This window comes from Ekhidna sp. (genome assembly GCF_965212185.1).
Taxonomy (GTDB): domain Bacteria; phylum Bacteroidota; class Bacteroidia; order Cytophagales; family Cyclobacteriaceae; genus Ekhidna.
The window spans coordinates 3764336-3782785 of sequence record NZ_OZ243102.1 but is presented as its reverse complement, the minus strand read 5'-3'; the positions used below and the strand labels follow the sequence as shown (position 1 = coordinate 3782785).

At 41.4% G+C, this 18450-nt stretch carries 15 protein-coding genes; 10 read left to right on the top strand and 5 right to left on the bottom strand.

Going from position 1 to position 18450, the window contains the following annotated elements:
- Nucleotides 1–93: 93 nt before the first annotated feature.
- Complete coding sequence (locus tag ACOMC3_RS16565) at nt 94–1938, top strand: potassium channel family protein (protein ID WP_420317001.1); 1845 nt, start codon at nt 94–96, stop codon at nt 1936–1938.
- A 122-nt stretch (nt 1939–2060) separates the two neighbouring features.
- On the opposite strand, the gene ACOMC3_RS16560 is transcribed toward ACOMC3_RS16565, so the two are convergent.
- Together ACOMC3_RS16560 and ACOMC3_RS16555 are read right to left on the bottom strand one after the other, a co-directional pair.
- Nucleotides 2061–2996 carry an IS3 family transposase gene (locus tag ACOMC3_RS16560; RefSeq protein ID WP_420317000.1) on the bottom strand — a complete coding sequence of 312 codons (936 nt, stop codon included), beginning with the start codon at nt 2994–2996 and terminating at the stop codon, nt 2061–2063.
- Nucleotides 2993–3367, bottom strand: coding sequence for a hypothetical protein (locus ACOMC3_RS16555; protein ID WP_420316999.1), 375 nt, complete (start codon nt 3365–3367; stop codon nt 2993–2995). The genes ACOMC3_RS16560 and ACOMC3_RS16555 overlap by 4 nt, the downstream gene beginning before the upstream one ends.
- Before the next feature lie 100 nt (nt 3368–3467).
- On the opposite strand from ACOMC3_RS16555, the gene ACOMC3_RS16550 reads away from it, so the two are divergent.
- The 3 genes from ACOMC3_RS16550 to ACOMC3_RS16540 all read left to right on the top strand — a co-directional run bounded on the left by ACOMC3_RS16550 (nt 3468) and on the right by ACOMC3_RS16540 (nt 9287).
- Nucleotides 3468–5327, top strand: coding sequence for an ion channel (locus tag ACOMC3_RS16550; protein ID WP_420316998.1), 1860 nt, complete (start codon nt 3468–3470; stop codon nt 5325–5327).
- 196 nt (nt 5328–5523) lie between these two features.
- Entirely contained in the window at nt 5524–7353 is a 1830-nt protein-coding gene (locus ACOMC3_RS16545; protein WP_420316997.1) for an ion channel, read from the top strand.
- 140 nt (nt 7354–7493) lie between these two features.
- Entirely contained in the window at nt 7494–9287 is a 1794-nt protein-coding gene (locus ACOMC3_RS16540; protein WP_420316996.1) for a potassium channel family protein, read from the top strand.
- A gap of 770 nt (nt 9288–10057) precedes the next feature.
- Here the strand turns inward: ACOMC3_RS16540 and ACOMC3_RS16535 are convergent.
- Nucleotides 10058–10480: a RidA family protein gene (locus ACOMC3_RS16535; RefSeq protein ID WP_420316995.1), complete on the bottom strand. Its 423-nt coding sequence runs from the start codon at nt 10478–10480 to the stop codon at nt 10058–10060.
- 80 nt (nt 10481–10560) lie between these two features.
- On the opposite strand from ACOMC3_RS16535, the gene ACOMC3_RS16530 reads away from it, so the two are divergent.
- Entirely contained in the window at nt 10561–11103 is a 543-nt protein-coding gene (locus ACOMC3_RS16530) for a VOC family protein (protein WP_420316994.1), read from the top strand.
- Between the two features lie 14 nt (nt 11104–11117).
- Here the strand turns inward: ACOMC3_RS16530 and ACOMC3_RS16525 are convergent, their stop codons facing one another.
- Nucleotides 11118–11687 (bottom strand): 1-acyl-sn-glycerol-3-phosphate acyltransferase, encoded by a 570-nt coding sequence (locus ACOMC3_RS16525; RefSeq protein ID WP_420316993.1) that lies wholly within the window; start codon nt 11685–11687, stop codon nt 11118–11120.
- Nucleotides 11688–11839: 152 nt separating this feature from the next.
- Complete coding sequence (locus ACOMC3_RS16520; RefSeq protein ID WP_420316992.1) at nt 11840–15088, bottom strand: WD40/YVTN/BNR-like repeat-containing protein; 3249 nt, start codon at nt 15086–15088, stop codon at nt 11840–11842.
- Between the two features lie 272 nt (nt 15089–15360).
- Here ACOMC3_RS16520 and ACOMC3_RS16515 point away from each other — a divergent pair, with 272 nt between their 5' ends.
- The 5 genes from ACOMC3_RS16515 to ACOMC3_RS16495 all read left to right on the top strand — a co-directional run bounded on the left by ACOMC3_RS16515 (nt 15361) and on the right by ACOMC3_RS16495 (nt 18446).
- Entirely contained in the window at nt 15361–15747 is a 387-nt protein-coding gene (locus ACOMC3_RS16515) for an endonuclease domain-containing protein (protein ID WP_420316991.1), read from the top strand.
- A gap of 9 nt (nt 15748–15756) precedes the next feature.
- A complete protein-coding gene (locus ACOMC3_RS16510) occupies nt 15757–16449 on the top strand; it encodes a hypothetical protein (RefSeq protein WP_420316990.1) in 693 nt (230 codons plus the stop codon).
- A 101-nt stretch (nt 16450–16550) separates the two neighbouring features.
- The gene (locus tag ACOMC3_RS16505) at nt 16551–17027 is read left to right on the top strand and encodes a hypothetical protein (RefSeq protein WP_420316989.1); all 477 of its coding nucleotides are present in this window, start codon (nt 16551–16553) and stop codon (nt 17025–17027) included.
- Nucleotides 17028–17048: 21 nt separating this feature from the next.
- Nucleotides 17049–17753 (top strand): hypothetical protein, encoded by a 705-nt coding sequence (locus tag ACOMC3_RS16500; protein ID WP_420316988.1) that lies wholly within the window; start codon nt 17049–17051, stop codon nt 17751–17753.
- Nucleotides 17754–18446, top strand: a complete 693-nt coding sequence (locus tag ACOMC3_RS16495; RefSeq protein WP_420316987.1) for a DUF6090 family protein — start codon at nt 17754–17756, stop codon at nt 18444–18446.
- The last annotated feature ends 4 nt before the right edge of the window (nt 18447–18450 follow it).

Sequence of the window (18450 nt, the reverse complement as noted above, 5' to 3'; positions counted from 1 at the left end):
GTGGCTCGGCGTATGAGTAGAGCCCAGCGGATGGAGCGATTATTGCCCATCTCCCCGTTTTCCGGTAAATTCAGGAGCCAACCTAATCATCCAATGAGATTTATCGCCTTCGTACTCTTTGTTGTTTTATCCTCGTTTTTGCTTGCCCAGGAGGAAGAGTATACTTACGATGAATACTCATACACAGAATTTTTTCAGCTGATTGAAGATACGGAAGATTCCGTTTTTCGGCTGGAAAAAGCGATCATAAAATATGATCCTTCTACAGATAGTCTGCACGGTTTTAACGGGAATTGGGATGAATTCCATTCCGGCAGAACTGACACCATTTTTGTGGACAAACAATTATTTCTCGATGATGTTCATTTTGAAGACTTGCACACGGAAGATGGAAAAGTCAATTCAGTCCTGCATCATATTTCTTTTAGCCGCAAGGTGCATATAAAAGACGCTATTAGTTTTCATTTTCGGTATTGTACTTTCAAGGAGCGTCTAAGTATTTCCTTTCGGGATCGTTCTCAGAATAGATTTGACGCTATCAAAGCAGTAAGCACAAGTTCGAGAAGTTTCATACTCATTAGAGACAACAGATTGCAAGGTGGGGTTATGTTTGACGGTGTATCCAATTATCAGGATAAGTACCCAACGCAGATTCTTTTTCTTAATAACCTTGTCTATGACTATCCAAAGAGCTGGAGATTTGAGGGAATTGTCCTAATTAATTTTACCACAGCTAATTTCATCGAAAACAAGTTTATCGGAAATGGAATTTTTCCAATCAGATTTGACAAACTCCAAATCTTAAGCTTTGATAAAAATGAATTCTCCGGACTTAAAGTAGTTCTTAACATAAATGAGCTTGATCATAACGCTAGTTTATCCGTGATGGATAATGAAATAGATGATCACGTTTTTCTCAATACTAAAATTCCAGCAACGTCGAATACCCTTGATTGGACTCAATTTGAAGGGAGGTTGATTAATGACTTCCCCTACAACATAGCATATGGAGAACATCTGTTGAAGAAATGGGGATATGATCTAGATGATTATTATAAAGTCCAATATGCCGACTCCAGCATTCAGTACTTTTTGGATCATTATCGAATAGAAAATGCGGCTGCTTATCGGGAAGAAACCAAAATGCGCTACGAACTCTACGCTTTCTACAAGGCACAAGGAAATATTGATTTCGCAAACTCTCTCTATGCAGAAATCAAAGACCTGCAGACAGAGCGGTTGGCGTATCTCTATCGAGAGAATCCCACTTTCGATTCCTATTTCACGTGGAAGATCAATCAGTTTTTAAAAGTCTTTTCCGCCTATGGCACACGTCCGGCAAAGGCCGTAATATTCGCCTTGTACGTCATTGCCTTCTTCGCATTGATCTACCTCTTCTTCCCCAACTCGTGGGATGCCCATGGTCGTACCCGCATCATGGATCGATATCGTTTCTTCTTGAAATACCTGAACCGAAACGAAGGAGCCAGTGAAGTATATCAGGAGGAAAAGGAAAATGAATTAATGCCCTTTCATGAGTTTAGGGATTACCTGGAGCAGCAAGGAAAAACAGCTCCTAAGTTTTTTTATGCCACTGCCCTGCCACTTTACAAATGGTCGGTTTCAGGCTCAAGACTTTCGGGTTGGTTTCTCTCCAAAATTGATGTGCTCAATGGCAAGTGGAGTGATGTGCCTGAGAAAGGAAGGTTCTTTAAATCTGTATTAGTCATCGGAGCATTCATCATCGCCCTGCTCTACGACCTCTTCATCAAAGTCCTCAATGCCATCATGCTCTCGATCAACACCTTCACCACGCTAGGTTTTGGAGAAATACCGATCAAAGGTCTGCCGAGGTACCTGGCGATTGTTCAAGGGTTTATCGGGTGGTTTATGTTGACGATATTTTCGGTTTCTCTAATCTCACAGCTGCTGAACTAGAACCCACCCCTGACCCCTCCGAGGAGGGGAATAGTTGAATTGAATGAGAATCCAATCCCCTCCCGGGAGGGGAGAAAGGGGTGGGTTGTGTCGTCCTAAAATAAGTTTACAATTAAACATAGTTAATCCTGACATATGTTGACAGTTTGATTATAGTCCTGTTTTACGTTGACAGTTGCACTTTTCCAATAATTCTTCCAAAGAGATTCCGGTTTAATATTCGTTAAGTGAACCTGGTTGGGTGTCATCATCCCACAGCTTAGATGAGGTCTTTCTTGATTGTAGCGTTTTACTACTTCACTTAAGAGGTCTCTGGCCTGTGAGAGACTTTTCACCTCATAATGCTGAAGATATTCTTCTTTGATTATCCCATTGACTCGTTCGGCAATAGCGTTTTCTAATGGATCCCCATTTTCAGTCATACTGATAAGCATACCTCTAGCGGATAACATTTCCACATATTCATGACTGCAATACTGGATGCCTCGATCTGAATGGTGGATCAGTCCCTTTAAAGATCCAGGTTGGCTTTCGATTGCCATGTGTAATGCTCGTTGGTTATTGATGGCTTCCAGATTATCAGATAACTCATAACCTACTATTTTTCGACTGTAAGCATCGGTGATTAGGCAGATGTAATGAAAGCGATCTCTCCACTTCCAATATGTAATATCACTCACCCAAACGTGATTCACATTTTGAATAGCCAGATCCTTAATCAAGTTAGGGTACTTCCTAAACCAGTGCCTGGAGTTTGTCGTCGATACCCGTCGTTTTCTTCGCTTTATCAGCAAATGATGGCTGGAAAGCAGATCAAAAAATGCATCTCTGCCTATACGGATACCTAAACGATCAAAATCCGACTGAAGCAGATGAAAGAGCTTCCTGCCTCCTAAATATGGATGAGATGCTCTTTGATCCAGAACCAATTGCAGTATCTGTTGATGAGTGGACTCCAATGATCTGTTTCTCGCCTGATACTGATAGTAGGATTGCCTGCTTATACCAAACAGCCCACAAATACGGCTCAGCCCTACTGATGGATAAATGTGCTTCATGGCTTTGACTGTTTGGTGGACAACTTTTTTCTGATCTTCAATGAAAACTTCTCCTCGGCTATGTCAATCATTTTTGAATAAGCTTCTGACTTTAGCTCAGCTAACTTCAGTGCTTCTTCTAGTTCCTTAATTCTTGCAGTTAAATCTTCAGGATTCTCCTGTTCCTTATTTGATTTAGACATATAAACACTGCCTTTTAATGGCTCCCTTATACCAAAACTACGCATCCAGTTGGTGATGGCACTATGGCCTTTGATTCCATACTTGCGCTGAGCTGCATCTTTACTAAGTTTACCTGATAGTACTTCTTGTATTATTCGTAGTTTCTCCGAATCACTTCGATAAATACGGCTTCCTGTTTTAATTCTCATTTCACACTTAAATTGTGTAAACCTATTTCAGGACAAGACAGGTCATGAATTGCCCTTCTCCCTGTTTTCCGGTAAATTCAGGAGCCAACCTAATCACCCAATGAGATTTATCGGACTTCTCTTACTTTCTCTTCTCGCTTTAAACTGTCTGGCGCAGAAGGAGGAGATTGAGTTCAAAGAATATTCTTACACAGAGTTTTTCCAAATGATCGAAGAGGAGACCGACTCGGTTTTTAGGCTTGAAAATGCGATCATAAAATACGGTGACCCCAAAGACTCGCTTTTCTTTTTAACCCAACTCGGAACCGAAAAAATTTTTCACAGAGAAGATACCATCGTTGTTACGAAGGAGGTTCGATTGGAAAATGTCCTTTTTAGCAATTCCGTACCAGATTCACTTAGTAATCCCAGTGGAGGGAAAGGAAGGCTCAGATCAACACTATATCAAATTCGATTCTTAGAAGAAGTATGGCTAAAGAATTGCGACCTGCTATCTGTGGATCGTTGTGTCTTCGATAAACTATTAAATGTGAAATACGATGATAAGTATCCGGATGTCAAAGACCAATGGATTCAATCAGGATTTGCGTCGTGGAACGATATCAAGAATTCGACTTTTTACGGAGGAGTGGACTATTCTTCGTTTACCAACGAATATATTAACACCAATTGGGGGTTAATATCATGTGTTATTCATCCGGCAAAAGATGGTTTAGGAAATAGCTTTTGGTACCGGAAACAAAATAACTTTTGGATAACAGATTGTACGTTTCTAGGAGAAGGACCACTTTTTATTCGTGCATGGGAGGGAGATCAACTCAACATTGATAGAAATCAATTTGGAAAGCAACAAGTCTCGATGCAAATAGGAACTGAGGGGCCTATCCAAAGAATTGAAATCAGCCAAAATAACTTCGACAATATTATTCTTATGACCCTTCCCGTCTTGAAGGAGGATGATAACGTCGATTGGGATCAGTTCAGGAATGGAATAGTAAATCGAGATGCCTATATTTTGTTTTATAATTACATAACCTTTTACAAGCTTGGTTCGATAGAAGATTTTATCCCCGATGAAGATGATCTTTTCTCGACAAAGAACATTGATTACTATTTCAATACGGCGAGAATCAAAGATGCAAAAGTGAACCGGGATGAGATGAAGTTGCTTGGGAAACTTTACAACCATTATCGTCTACAACATGCGGCCAAATTTGCCAATGGAGTTTTCATAGAAATGAAAGACCTGGAGACGGCCAATCTCGCCTATATCTATCAGGAGAATCCTACTTTCGATTCGTTCTTCCAGTGGAAAATCAATCAATTCCTAAAACTGTTTGCCGACTATGGAACGAGACCCTCCAAAGCGATCGTCTTTGCTGTTTATGTCATAGCTTTCTTCGCCCTGATCTATCTCTTCTTCCCAAATTCCTGGGATGCGCATGGACGAACCCGCATCATGGATCGATATCGATTTTTCCTGAAATACCTCAATCGGGATGAAGGGGCCAGTGAGGTCTATCAGGAGGAAAAGGAAAAAGAACTACTTCCCTTTCATGAGTTTCGGGAAGTGCTAGAAAGAGAAGGCAAAACAGCGCCTAAGTTTTTCTACGCCACGGCTCTTCCGCTGTATAAATGGTCGGTCTCGGGCTCCAGACTCTCTGGGTGGTTTCTCTCCAAGATCGATGTGCTTAATGGCAAGTGGAGCGAGGTGCCAGAGAAAGGGAAGTTCTTTAAATCAGCACTGGTTATTGGCGCGTTTATCATCGCCCTGATCTACGACCTATTTATCAAAGTCCTAAACGCAGTGATGCTTTCCATCAACACCTTCACCACGCTTGGTTTCGGTGAGATTCCGATCAAGGGTTTGCCGAGGTATCTCGCGATTATTCAGGGGTTTATCGGGTGGTTTATGTTGACGATATTTAGTGTGAGTTTGATCAGTCAACTTTTAAACTAGGCCGTCCTTCACTTCTTACTCATCATTCCTGATGAAGCGCAGCGGAGTTCAAGAATCTCTTGAAATTATTACAGATATGATTCATGAGATTCCGGTATTCCTTCGCTACTCTACGGAAACCGGAATGACGTTCAAAGTTTAGCAATTGCCCTTCTCCCTGTTTTCCGGTAAATTCAGGAGCCAACCGAATCACCCAATGAGATTTACCGGTCTGCTCTTACTTTCTTTTCTCGCTTTAAACTGCCTGGGTCAAGGGGAGGAGATTGAGTTCAAAGAATATTCCTACTCCGAGTTTTTCCAGATGATCGACGCTGAAGAGGACAGCATCTTCACTTTGAAAAACGCTGCGATCGTTTTTGATAGCCTCACAGATAAGGCCTATGCCAAAACCAGTGCTCACGTCCATGATAGTGTTTATATCAGAAAAGACACCATCCAGATTAATAAGGAATTACACTTTGAGAACGTCTTTTTTTATAGAGTGAGCGGGAGTTTTGATAATACTGAAACATTCTACTACATCGTATTCAATAAAGAAGTTCGCTTAAAGAATTCATTTGCCTTTTTTGAATCTTGCACCTTTAATCAAGCGGTTCGAGTTGAATTCGATCAAGGACTTGAGGAAGTGTATCACTCGTATTTAGGACGTGTGTGGTATCTCTCAATTACGTTTACTAAGTGTGTATTTAATAAGGGGCACCTCTTAAGAACTTCCTATGATCGAAATCAAAATGACATAATCCCAGCTCAATTTATCATAATGGAGTCCACTATTTATCCAATAGATCAATCTCTTTCGCAAAACGCCTACTGGGTTGGATCACTTTTAAATTTTTGGGTTTCTAATTGTGATTTTGAGGGAGATGGTCAAGTTCGCATTCTTGCACCTGGAGGTTCAATGTTCGAACTTGATGGCAATGATTTCGGCAAGAATCGGCTAGACATGGTAATTGGATCTGACCTTCCTTTTCAGACTTTAATCATGGAAGGAAATACAATTAACCATCCGGTTCGGTTACGTCTTTCGGAAATAAAACAGGAGAATAGCATCGCATGGCCACAGCTAAGTGCTGGCCTAATTAGCCATAGCCCATACTACGATTATCTGAGAAGTTTAGGGGCTTTAAGTCGAGAACAATTGGATCATCTTGGAAATATTGATTCTGTAATGACCAACTACCTGGAAGAATATCGACATCAAAATACGCAGGCATTCAAGGAAGAAACCAAATTACTTGGGAAGCTTCATGCACTATACAAGAGCCAGCACGATACAGAATTTGCCAATGCAGCCTTCCTCGAACTGAAGGATTTGGAAACCCAACGACTCGGTTATTTATATCAGCAAGACCAAAGTTTCAGGACGTACTTCAAATGGAAGGTCAATCAATTCCTAAGACTTTTTTCTGATTACGGTACAGAGCCATCCAAGGCCATCGTCTTTGCAGTCTATGTCATCGCCTTCTTCGCATTGATTTACCTCTTCTTCCCTAACCACTGGGATAGTCATGGACGCATGAGGATCATGGATCGCTTGCGTTTCTTTCTCAAATACTCTAAGCAGCAAGAGGGCGCCAAAGAAGTTTACTTAGAGGAGAAAAATGAAGAGTTAGTTCCCTTTGAAGAATTCAAGTCCTACTTCAAGGAGCATGGCAAAAAGGCACCCGGATTCTTCTATGGAGTGGCTATGCCGTTGTATAAATGGTCCGTGTCTGGAACGAGGTTGGTCTCGGCATTGCTTGGGAAAGTAGATGTCTTGAAAGGCACCTGGGAAGACACGCCGAAATCTCAGCGATGGCTAAAATCCTCATTGGTCATCGGCGCTTTCATCATCGCTCTGCTCTACGACCTCTTTATCAAAGTCCTAAACGCAGTGATGCTCTCCATCAACACCTTCACTACCCTCGGTTTCGGGGAGATTCCCATCAAAGGCTTGCCCAGATATCTGGCGATTATTCAGGGGTTTATTGGTTGGTTTATGTTGACGATATTCTCTGTTTCTCTTATTTCACAACTGCTGAACTAGAACCCACCCCTGACCCCTCCGAGGAGAGGAATCGTTGAATTGAATGATAATCAATCCCCTCCTGGGAGGGGAGAAAGGGGTGGGTGATGAATTGTCCTTCTCCCTGTTTTCAGGTAATTTGAGCAAACTAACCTGGCAATATGCGGCGAAATATCTTCCTTGTTTTTATCATCTTCTCATTTCAGCTCTTCGGGCAGGAGGTAAAAATCGATACACTTTCAATCAGCGAGTTGGTGGCTCAAATCCAGTCTACGGCTGATTCGGTATACCGCCTTGAAAATGCTTACATATCCATTAATCGATCAGCAGAAAGTCGGTATTTTGATACTTCTCCTTTTGATCAAAGAAGAGTCAGTGCCCTCCCTGACAGTCTGATTTTTGAGAGTGAAGTCTCACTTCACAATGTCTATTTCGACGAAAATATTTCTCTCAATACGGCTCGCTTCAACAGAGACGTAGATCTCAGTAATGTGAGTGGCTTACAGTTTTATCACTGTTTATTCTTAGGGAAATTCGAACTCTACAACATAGAAGGGTTTGGAGAAGATGGTGGTGGAAGTAGGACCAGAGTAATTAGCTCTGAATTTCGAAACTACGTGATGGGCTTTATTGGCGATGCGAACCCGGAGCATTCGTTTGAGTTTCAATTAATCAATAACCGAATTGACCTTAGTGATCTGGATGGTGATAATCCATGGGGAGTTATTCTGGGGGCAAGACATCCACGCTCTCAAATTGTACTGGAGGAGAATGTGTTAGACATGGGTGAATTAATGTATTGGCAAGTTATCGAGGTTGAAAATGATGATTCCGAATCGTCTTCTATTATCATCAACAACCAGTTCATTGTTGGCAAAGGGGCTTACATACATCATGAAGGTTGTAAGGACATAATCATCAGGAATAACCGACTCCCAACATACGTTTATTGGCAACTGACACTTGAGCGGACCCACCAGATTTCATGGCCTGACTTAGCCAACAGAATTGTCAACACATCTTCCCCATTGGCTGTATTTCTAGAAGACAACTATGCCGACTCGACCATTTATGACAACATGTATACACCGGAGGTAATGGAAAAAATATTTAACCAATACCGAGTTGAAATGGAGATGGTTTTCCAAAGGGAAATGGAAGTTAGGGGACAGTTTATAGATTTATATAAGTTACAAAGAAACACGACATGGGCGAACAGTGTGTTTATAGAATTGAAAGATTTGGAGACAGAAAGGCTGGCATATCTATACAGTCAAGGTCCTACCTTTCGGACCTATTTTAAATGGAAGGTCAATCAGTTCCTAAAGCTCTTCTCGGATTACGGGACCGAGCCATCCAAGGCCATTGTCTTTGGAGTTTATGTGATCATTTTCTTTGCTGCGATTTATCTATTCTTCCCCAATAGCTGGGACAGTCACGGTAAAAATAGAATCCTGCATCGTTTTGGTTTTTTCTTGAAATACGTAGACAGCAAAGCTGGTATGCATGAAGTATATATGGAGGATAAGAAAGGTGAGCTACTGGTTTATGAAGACTTCAAAAAACTGCTTCATGAAAAGGGTCAACGGGTTCCCCGATTTTTCATAACTGCGGGTTTTCCGCTATACCGATGGGCGGTTTCTGGAAGCAAAATCTCATCCTGGTTTTTAAGCAGAGTGGATGTATTAAAGGGAACCTGGGAAGAGACACCCAAATCCAAAAAATGGCTGAAGTACGTTTTGGTATTCGGAGCTTTCATCATAGCCCTGCTCTACGACCTCTTCATTAAAGTACTCAATGCGGTGATGCTCTCCATCAACACATTCACTACGCTTGGTTTTGGTGAAATACCGATCAAAGGTCTGCCGAGGTACCTGGCGATTGTTCAAGGGTTTATCGGGTGGTTTATGCTTACAATTTTCAGCGTTTCATTAATCTCACAACTCCTTAATTAGGAACGCACGGAATAAAAATCAATGAAAAGATGTCGATGCGGAAAATTGTTAGTCCAGATAACCGACAAAGGAGGTTCGTCGGGACTCACCATATTTTCCCTCAGCTTAATATTTCAATTGTTAAACTAATCCCGAATTCCAATCCAAATTCGAATCTTTTTGGGAAATCCCGACAGTACGACGAAGAAGGGCTCGTCAGGGTTGACGATTTTTAGTGTGTCGTTGATAAGTCAGTTGTTGGATTGATGTCCTCAAGCCGGACGGGCTTCTACTTTTTAGGCAAAAAGTAGACAAAAGCCTTCGCCAACTCTAAACCTATCCACCCGCTCTGTCCTTTTTAAACGGCTTACGCGTTACGGCCGCTTCAGCCTAAAAGTCCATTCACTCCTACGCACGCCCGGAGAGTTGGCCTTGCCGGCGCTCATGGGTTTGCCCAATGGCGCATGGCGCCAAAAAGTGGCCTTGAAGACATTTGCGTTAAGCGATTTCGATTTTGCACGGATTGGGATTGAAATCCGCTGTTTGAGGACTGGAAGGACGAGTTTGGATTTCATTAGGAACTCTAATCGAAATCGTAGCAAATGGATTCTCAGCCTTGACCTCTTTGTTACTTTCTGTGTCAAGACAGAAAGTAAGTAAACCTCATCAATTGCCCTTCTCCCCATTTTCCGGTAAAGTCAGGAACCAACCGAATCACCCAATGAGATCAATCGGACTGCTCTTGCTTTCTTTTCCTGTACTTTTTTTTCAATCTCAACGACTACAGTGTGTCAATCGATGACAGCAACAGCATCAATTTCTATGAGCCAATCAGGCAGTGCTAAAGATGTAACACCAACCAACGTACTTGCTGGTGTAATCTGAGCTGTGAATATTTCTTTTCGGACGTTTCGGAAAACAGCCAAGTCTTCGGGTTGATAATCGACAATGTAGGAGTTTATTTTTACGAGATGCTCATATCCTCCGCCTTCTGATTCCAGCAAAACCAATAACTTATCCAGCACGTCTCGCATTTGAGCTTCCAGGTTTTCGCCTTCACCGATTTGACCGGAGATATGGAGTGTCTTAACGCCATTTTGCTCGATGACGATCATTTGAGCGTACCCATTGATGGGCTGTATGATTCGTTTGCTAAACGATCCTGTACTGCAACTTATGAATAGTAGGATTGAAAAAAGGCTGATTAGTCTCATGTGTTCAATTTAAGTCATTGCAGCTTTGAATGCCATATTGATTAGATTTAAGTATTCACAACCTAACGTATTAACCCACCATGATTTTATCAATTAGCAGGTCTTTATGGACTCTAGTGTATAAAGCACTATTTATCATAAGTCTTCCCATCCTTTTTTGCAGTTGCAAATCGAGTATATCTGAAGATGCAGCTATTCCAAGGTTCAATCATGTCTATCTAACCGTAGCTGATATGGATCGATCTGTATCATTCTACACAACTGCATTCGATTTGGAGGTGAGCAAAGAAATAAAAAAGATTAAGCGTACACCTATTGGTGGCGAAACAAATGAATTTGATATCTATCTCTCGCTTTTAAGATTTCCAAGTCAAAAATTCTTGCTTGAAATTGGAGAAAGATCCGATCATCTAGCTGAAAATACCAAAGCGAGCTTTAATCATCTGGGGATAGAAGTACTGGACATTGAAGCAGCAAGCGAAAGAGTGTTGGCGGCTGGAGGAGTTCTGTTAAGACCTTTATCTCTTGTAGAAACGGAAGACATAAAAGCCAAGACCATATTCTTTAGCGGGCCTGATGGCGAAACCATCGAGCTCATGCAAATTATTTCAGGAGATTTTTAATCAGTTGTAAACGATTAGCTGTAACGCTCATCTGTCACAAAATTCTCTGGAAATTTGCCCTTGACGTCTTTATAGTAGTCCATGATCAGCTTCATGTCATCAGCCAGCACACCACTGGGCATAAAGCACATCCCAATTCCGGTCTGCATTTTTTCATAATCCATAAATGAACAACAGATAGGAACACCAGCCTCTAGCGCGACGTGATAAAAGCCTGTCTTCCATTTTGATACGGGAGAACGCGTCCCTTCAGGTGTCACTACTACCGTCAAGGGTTTATCATTTTCTTTGAACAAAGCAGCCATGTAGTGTGTCATGCCACCTTTCTTAGCTGCCGTACGATCAATCCAAAGTGCGCCCAGATTCGTGATCATTCGTCCTAATACAGGTACATTAAACTCTTTTTTTATGGTGAATCTCGGATCTAACCCCAGCTGATCCATAGCGCTGATGGCATAAACAAAATCCCAATTGCTCGTGTGAGGAGCCGCTATCATGACACAATTAAATGCTTCGCTGGGCGCAGGTTGAATAAGTTCCCATCCTTTTAATTTGAAGAAAAACTTAAATACTGCCTTTAGCATTGAAATGAATCTTTTTGTTAAGAATAAGGAACATGTAATTAACCTGAGAGTCTTCTAATGGTTTCTCCTAAATCAGATTCGAAATGGGTTTGTTGAATTTTATTGAATACCTAACAGATAGCAGCAGGATTTAAAACCCTGCTGCTTATCACTTAGTCTTTAATCTCAATAACCCTACCTGGCGTCCATGGTGCCTGATTCGCATCCAGCTCTGCATTGATCGCAGGTACATCTTCACTCATAATCTGCTTCAAACTGGCTACTACAGGATCCATGTATTTTTCGGCAATATTTTTCACCTGCTTCGAAGTTTCCGTAGGGTTTGACAAACTAGAGGTGCCTGTCCATATAGCTGTGTTTACTCTACTCGCCAATGATGGTGCCTGATCTATTTCCAACTGCCGCTTGATCGGATCTCCGAACATGATGGTCTGAATTTCTTCAAGCTTTCCTTCGAGCTCATCCAGCCTTTCATTCAATGATTGGCTGTCTACAACCCGAGCTGCTGCCCGATAATATTTCAATGCCTCTTGTAATTGATTATACGCACTCCTTGCACCGTTTGCTGATTTTGACAGCTTCATTAGCTGCTGATGAAAGGCCAACATAGCGGCGGGATCAGAAAGTGGTACGGTTTGATTATCCAGTGTTTTCACTTCAAACGAAACCGGTTCTACCAGTTGCGTCACTTCCCCATTAATGCTTTTCGATAACTCAACTGTATACCTACCCGGTAACACCATGATACCTGAAGAAAGATTTTTCGTTGGGTCAGCTAAGTTGGTTTTTACTTCATCTATCGATGGATATTTCAAATCCCAGTACACCCGATTAATTCCTTCTGACACACTGCTTCTAATTTCATTTACAAATTCACCATTTGCATCTTTAATCGTGAAGATCAGAAAAGGCTTCTCTTCGTCCTTCTCAGCTTGAAGCTGCTCATAGCTTGGATAGTAAACGGTCTCCCCATCTTTTCTTTTCTCACTCTCCTCTTTTTCTCGCTTTTCTTCAAGCGTCTCGTATTTCTCCTTTAGGTAATACGTGAAAGCTGCACCAAACGGAGGGTTTTCTCCCAGGTAATAGGTCTCACCCTGAAATCCTTTTGGCCCCAACCAGGAGATCGTTTTGCTTGCCGCTATTGGACTGTATGGATCATACTGTAAGGCCTCTGAAACCGGGAAAATATGTGCCTCTTTTTCCAGTAACTCATTCGACAAATCACGCAGGGCTGAATAGTCATCCATGATGTAAAAGCCACGTCCAAAAGTGCCCAGCACCAAATCCTTTTCTCTTTTCTGGATGTTGATATCACGTACAGCAATGGTCGGCAATCCTTTTGATAATTTTTGCCAATACGCCCCACCATCCAGCGTGGTGTAGCATCCAAACTCTGTCCCTACAAACAGCAGGTTTCGAGCCTCGGGATCCTCTGCTATAGCATAAACCGAACCACGGTCCGGAAGGTTAGCATTGATAGCGCTCCAGCTTTGTCCAAGATTGGTGCTTTTCAATAGATACGGCTTAAAATCACCCCGTTTGTGATTATTGAGAGCTACATAAACGGTGTTTTTATCATGTGCTGAAGCAATGATTTCATTGACATACGTCATATCAGGCACGCCGGGAAAATCACTATACTTCGTCCAGTTTTCACCCCCATCTGAGGAGATATGTACCAAGCCATCGTCCGTGCCGGCAAAAAGTAGGTTTTCATCCAATGGAGACTCGGCAATAGCAACGATATTACCAAATTGGGTAGTAGAAGCATTTTTTGCCACGGCATCCATTGGCCATACTTTGCCCATGACAGGAAGCTTGTTTCGATCAAGCTGCCTCGTCAGATCGCCACTTACTTCTTTCCAGCTTTGTCCCTGATCATCACTTCTATGTACCCGGTCAGAAGCATAGTAAAGTCTTTTGTTATCATGGCTGCTGATTAGCAGAGGCGCATCCCAGTTCCAGTTGTAGGAATAGTCTCCATCCGGCGGTTGAGGCACAATATTTTGGGTTTGTCCGGTCTTCCGGTCGAAGCGCGACAGGTTGCCGTACTGCGACTGACTGTAAATAATATCCGGGTTTTCAGGATCCACATGCGGCTCAAAACCATCACCTAATGTCGTCACAAACCAGTTTCGGTTGGTTATGCCTGTGGTCTCAGTGGTTTGAGATGGGCCGCCTAGTGTAAAATTGTCTTGCGTACCACCGTACACATAGTAAAACGGGTAATCTGTACTTACGCCTAGCTTATAAAACTGTGTCACCGGTAGGTTGGGGAAGAAACGCCAGGTTTTCCCCTGATCCCAGGATTCATAGACGCCACCATCATTTCCGTTGAGTAGGTAATTGTTGTTGTTTGGATCTATCCACAATGCATGATTATCGATGTGTTTATTCTTTTCTCCTACATTTTGAAAAGTTGTGCCCCCATCATAAGAAACGCCGGCAAACGTATTCATGACATAGACACGATCTACATCTACAGGATCGGCAATCACCTCCTGATAATAATTCCCGCTTGACGAATAGTCACTTCTTTTTTCCCAAGACTCACCAAGGTCTGTTGATCTATAAAATCCTCCTTTATCTTCCTGTGCCTCTACCACTGCGTAGATCACATCGGGGTTGGCGGGAGAAATGTCCAGCCCGATTCTACCCAGATCACCGCCCGGAAGTCCTTTGACAATTTTTCTGAAGTTCTTTCCTCCGTCTGTTGATTTGTATACGGACGACTCTGGCCCACCACTGATGTAGGTGAACACATGACGCCTTCTCTGGTGTGCTACTGCATAGATCACATCAGAGTTTCTGGGATCAAGGTGCACTTCATGAATTCCAGTATGCTCACTGATGTCCAGAATCTTCTCCCAGTTATCGCCACCGTCTGTGGTTTTATACAGCCCTCGATCACCCCCTGCACTCCAAACCGGTCCGGTTGCTGCTACATACACGACATTTGAATTGGTTGGATCAATGGCAATCATCCCAATGTGCTCCGAATTCTTTAGTCCCTTGTGCTCCCAGCTTTTCCCTCCATCCACACTTTTGTAGATGCCATCCCCATAGGAGACACTTCGCTGATTATTATTTTCTCCGGTACCTACCCAAATGACATTGTGGTTGTTGGGATCCATTTCAACCACGCCAATGGAGTAGGAGCCCTGGTCGTCGAAGATTGGGTCAAAACTGAGTCCCCGGTTGGTGGTTTTCCATACTCCGCCTGCCGCTGTGCCTACATAAAATTCACTTGAATTATTAGGGTTGACAGCAAAGTCTGCAATACGTCCTGAGGTAAAAGCTGGTCCGATGGAACGAAATGATAAACTGTTCCAGGCTACATCATAAACAGGAGGTTTCTTTTCTTCATCTTTTTTCTGAGCATGAACGCTAATAGCTGACAAACACAGAATGAATAATAGTGTAGGGGTAAAAATCGATTTTTTTAACATTAGGAATAATTCTGATTGATAGGATTAAGAAAGGTAGGGAAAAACCGAGAAAGTGTCAGGCCTGCTTACATGAATGGCAGAGTCAGGTTGACATTGGTTATATTTATTTCTGCCTATGAAACGCATCTTAATCACCTTCTATCAAAAATGGCGTAACCAATTCCCCTCCTTGGAGGGGATAAAGGGGTGGGTAATTACTCCTCATAAAATAATTGCGAACTATCATGCGAAAAATAATTCCATATAATCCTCGACTAATTCCTCTAGCGAAAAAACTCAGAATGGACATGACGTTAAGTGAAGTGCTGCTTTGGCAAGAATTGAAGAATAAGCAACTGGGGGTTAGATTCAGCAGACAAATTCCAATAGATGAATTTATAGTGGATTTTTATTGCAAGGATTTGATGCTCGCAATTGAAATCGATGGTAACAGTCACAACAATGAAGATAAGCCAGAAAAAGATCGATCGCGCCAAAAAAGACTTGAATCTCTGGGGATACTTTTCTTGAGATTTCACGATATTGATGTTAAAACAAAAATAAAATGGGTATTGAATGAAATTGATCATTGGATAAAAACCCACCCCCTGCCCCTCCAAGGAGGGGAGTAATTTCTCAAAATGAAACGAATCCTAACCACCCTCTCCCAAAAATGGCCGGAATATTTGCTCGAAATCCTGGTCATAACGATTGGTATTCTTGGAGCTTTTGCCTTGAATAATTGGAATGAAAATGTTCAGAAAAAAAAGGAAACAGCAAAGATTTATGAACTGATTGAAAATGATTTGGAATTTACCATTGGCGAGATGGAAAATATCATTGCTGACTATGATACTTCATTGACCTACATGAGAGCGCTTATAACGCAAAGTGTATCAAAGGAAGAAATCTCTTCGAATCGAAAGTACTTCACCTCACTAACGGGATTTGACGATCTCAGAATTAAGAAACGATGCTTGATACTTCTTGAAAATTCGATCGCATTAGACATAGACAGTAATGACTCTTTGTCAAATGCGATTAGTAATTTTTATTCAGAGAAGTCTGATGAAGTGGAAGTGGAATTGGAAGCGCTGAAGAACGTTTTCCTAGATTTTTTTGAGTTTTTAAGTGCTCAAGACTGGTTCTTGGATTTGATGTCAGGTAAGGGTCTGGAGGGATTTGCTGACGATGTAGCTGAAAACAAAATACTTCAAAAGAAGATATTGTATTATGCTCTAGCCTTGGATGCTCACCGATCCCAACTTGCAGATTTCAGGGATGGTGGTAAGAAAATTCTCGAGGAAATTAGCAATCATCAGAGAGAAAATTAGATGAAACGAATCCTCACCACCCTCACCCAAAAATGGCCGGAATACCTTCTCGAGATACTCGTGACTGTCATAGGTATTAGAACGATTAGAATATTAATAGCATGAAATTTGAAAAAATAGCCAACTCCGTCGGGACAATCGGTTTAATCATATCACTGGTATTTCTTGGGTATGAGACCCATGTGAACACGCAGACCGTACGAGCAACATCTAATGATGTGATTAACAATACCAACATTGAGTTCATTCGGATGCTGGCAGAAAACGAAAAACTTGGGATGCTGTTTGAAGAAGCTTCGGAATCCTGGAATGAGTTAGATGAAACAGGAAAACGCACTTCCAACTACCTATTCATTCAATACTTCCGACAAAATGAAAATATGTTTTATCAGAACAGGATTGGCGTTTTTGATGATGACTTGTGGTTAAGTCATAAAGTCATCGTAACCTCTTATTTTCATAAAAATGGTGTTCAGGAGTGGTGGGCAGTTCGAAGAGGTGCTTTCTCTGAGGATTTCAGAAATTTTCTTGAGTCATCCGATAAAAGTGCTGGTTTAAAAACGATTAAAGATCTGTAGTTAATTTATTCAAATGTCAATATGAAACGCATCTTCACCACCCTCGCTCAGAAATGGCCAGAGTATTTTCTCGAAATTCTGGTGATTACGATTGGTATTCTCGGCGCTTTTGCGTTGAATAACTGGAATGAGAATAGAAAGTCGAATTTTGAGAATGAAAGATTTTTGATCAATCTTAAAAACGAATTTGTTCTCAATCAGGAAGCTTTAAGGCTGAAAATTAATGATCACCGTATTGTAGATTCAAAATTGCTACAACTAGCAGAAATCATTGGGCCTAAGCCAACAATGGATGATCTTAAAAATGTTGATTCGCTGATATACGCCGTAATTTACCTTCCTGAATATCAGCCCTCCATCGTTACAGCAACATCATCAATTATCGAAGATATTCAAGATGATCAATTAAAAAGACTCCTTTCAAACTGGTCTAATAAATTAGAGGAGTATCATTACTCAACACAGATTACCTATAATCTCTATTTCAACTTTATATACCCCATTTTAAGTCAACATTATCAGTTGAAGAATATTAGGGGCGATTACAATTACTTTTCAACACAGAGTAAATTCAATTCCAATCACATGGTGATCTTATCAGATCCTGTTTTTGAAAATCACCTGTTCATGAGAAGCTTGAATGCAACGATCATCCTAAAACGGGCAGAAGAACTGGCCGATCTGCAAGAAGAAATTATCAATTATGTCAAAAATCAATTACCCTAAGTGAAACGCATATTCACCACCCTTAAAGAAAAATGGCCGGAATACCTGCTTGAGATATTGGTTATTACCATTGGTATTCTGGGGGCTTTTGCCTTGAATAACTGGAATGAAGCTTCAAAGGCAAGGAAAACCGAGCATGAGCTCCTTGTCGCAATGCATCATGATTTAGGTGAAAATGTAGATCAGATGAAAAGAGTCATTGCTTTTGACTCCACGATCTATGCAAGACTAAATGTTTTAATAGAAATCCTGGATTCAGAAGAGTCTGTATACCACGATAGTTTGAAGGTATATTTTGGATATTCGAATCGATCAGCAAGCTTTGATCCACAGCGCTTGGCCTACGAATCTATTAAGTCGATGGGCTTCAATGTAATTTCTGATCTGGAGGTTAGGAATAAGGTTATTGAGTTATACGACCAATACTATGGCCATTTCAAAGCTGCCGGAGAACATCAAAATGCGATGTACATTGAGTCGAGCAGAATTTATTTCAAACACCTAAGAGGAGGAGTAACACCCCTTGAAAAAATTCCCAATGATTTTGAATTACTGAAAGGTAATGATGAGTTCAAGAATGTGATAACCACTTTGGCTGCAGACATGAATTCAGTCATCTCCTTGCATAATTTAATTCTTCAGAAGACAATTGAAACCAGGAATCTCCTGTCTTCTAAAATCAATATCAATTAGAAAT

Excerpts from the sequence above, each read along its gene's own strand:
- ACOMC3_RS16565 (WP_420317001.1), top strand. The coding sequence starts at position 94 with ATGAGATTTATCGCCTTCGTACTCTTTGTTGTTTTATCCTCGTTTTTG.
- ACOMC3_RS16560 (WP_420317000.1), bottom strand. The coding sequence starts at position 2,996 with ATGAAGCACATTTATCCATCAGTAGGGCTGAGCCGTATTTGTGGGCTG.
- ACOMC3_RS16555 (WP_420316999.1), bottom strand. The coding sequence starts at position 3,367 with ATGAGAATTAAAACAGGAAGCCGTATTTATCGAAGTGATTCGGAGAAA.
- ACOMC3_RS16550 (WP_420316998.1), top strand. The coding sequence starts at position 3,468 with ATGAGATTTATCGGACTTCTCTTACTTTCTCTTCTCGCTTTAAACTGT.
- ACOMC3_RS16545 (WP_420316997.1), top strand. The coding sequence starts at position 5,524 with ATGAGATTTACCGGTCTGCTCTTACTTTCTTTTCTCGCTTTAAACTGC.
- ACOMC3_RS16540 (WP_420316996.1), top strand. The coding sequence starts at position 7,494 with ATGCGGCGAAATATCTTCCTTGTTTTTATCATCTTCTCATTTCAGCTC.
- ACOMC3_RS16535 (WP_420316995.1), bottom strand. The coding sequence starts at position 10,480 with ATGAGACTAATCAGCCTTTTTTCAATCCTACTATTCATAAGTTGCAGT.
- ACOMC3_RS16530 (WP_420316994.1), top strand. The coding sequence starts at position 10,561 with ATGATTTTATCAATTAGCAGGTCTTTATGGACTCTAGTGTATAAAGCA.
- ACOMC3_RS16525 (WP_420316993.1), bottom strand. The coding sequence starts at position 11,687 with ATGCTAAAGGCAGTATTTAAGTTTTTCTTCAAATTAAAAGGATGGGAA.
- ACOMC3_RS16515 (WP_420316991.1), top strand. The coding sequence starts at position 15,361 with ATGCGAAAAATAATTCCATATAATCCTCGACTAATTCCTCTAGCGAAA.
- ACOMC3_RS16510 (WP_420316990.1), top strand. The coding sequence starts at position 15,757 with ATGAAACGAATCCTAACCACCCTCTCCCAAAAATGGCCGGAATATTTG.
- ACOMC3_RS16505 (WP_420316989.1), top strand. The coding sequence starts at position 16,551 with ATGAAATTTGAAAAAATAGCCAACTCCGTCGGGACAATCGGTTTAATC.
- ACOMC3_RS16500 (WP_420316988.1), top strand. The coding sequence starts at position 17,049 with ATGAAACGCATCTTCACCACCCTCGCTCAGAAATGGCCAGAGTATTTT.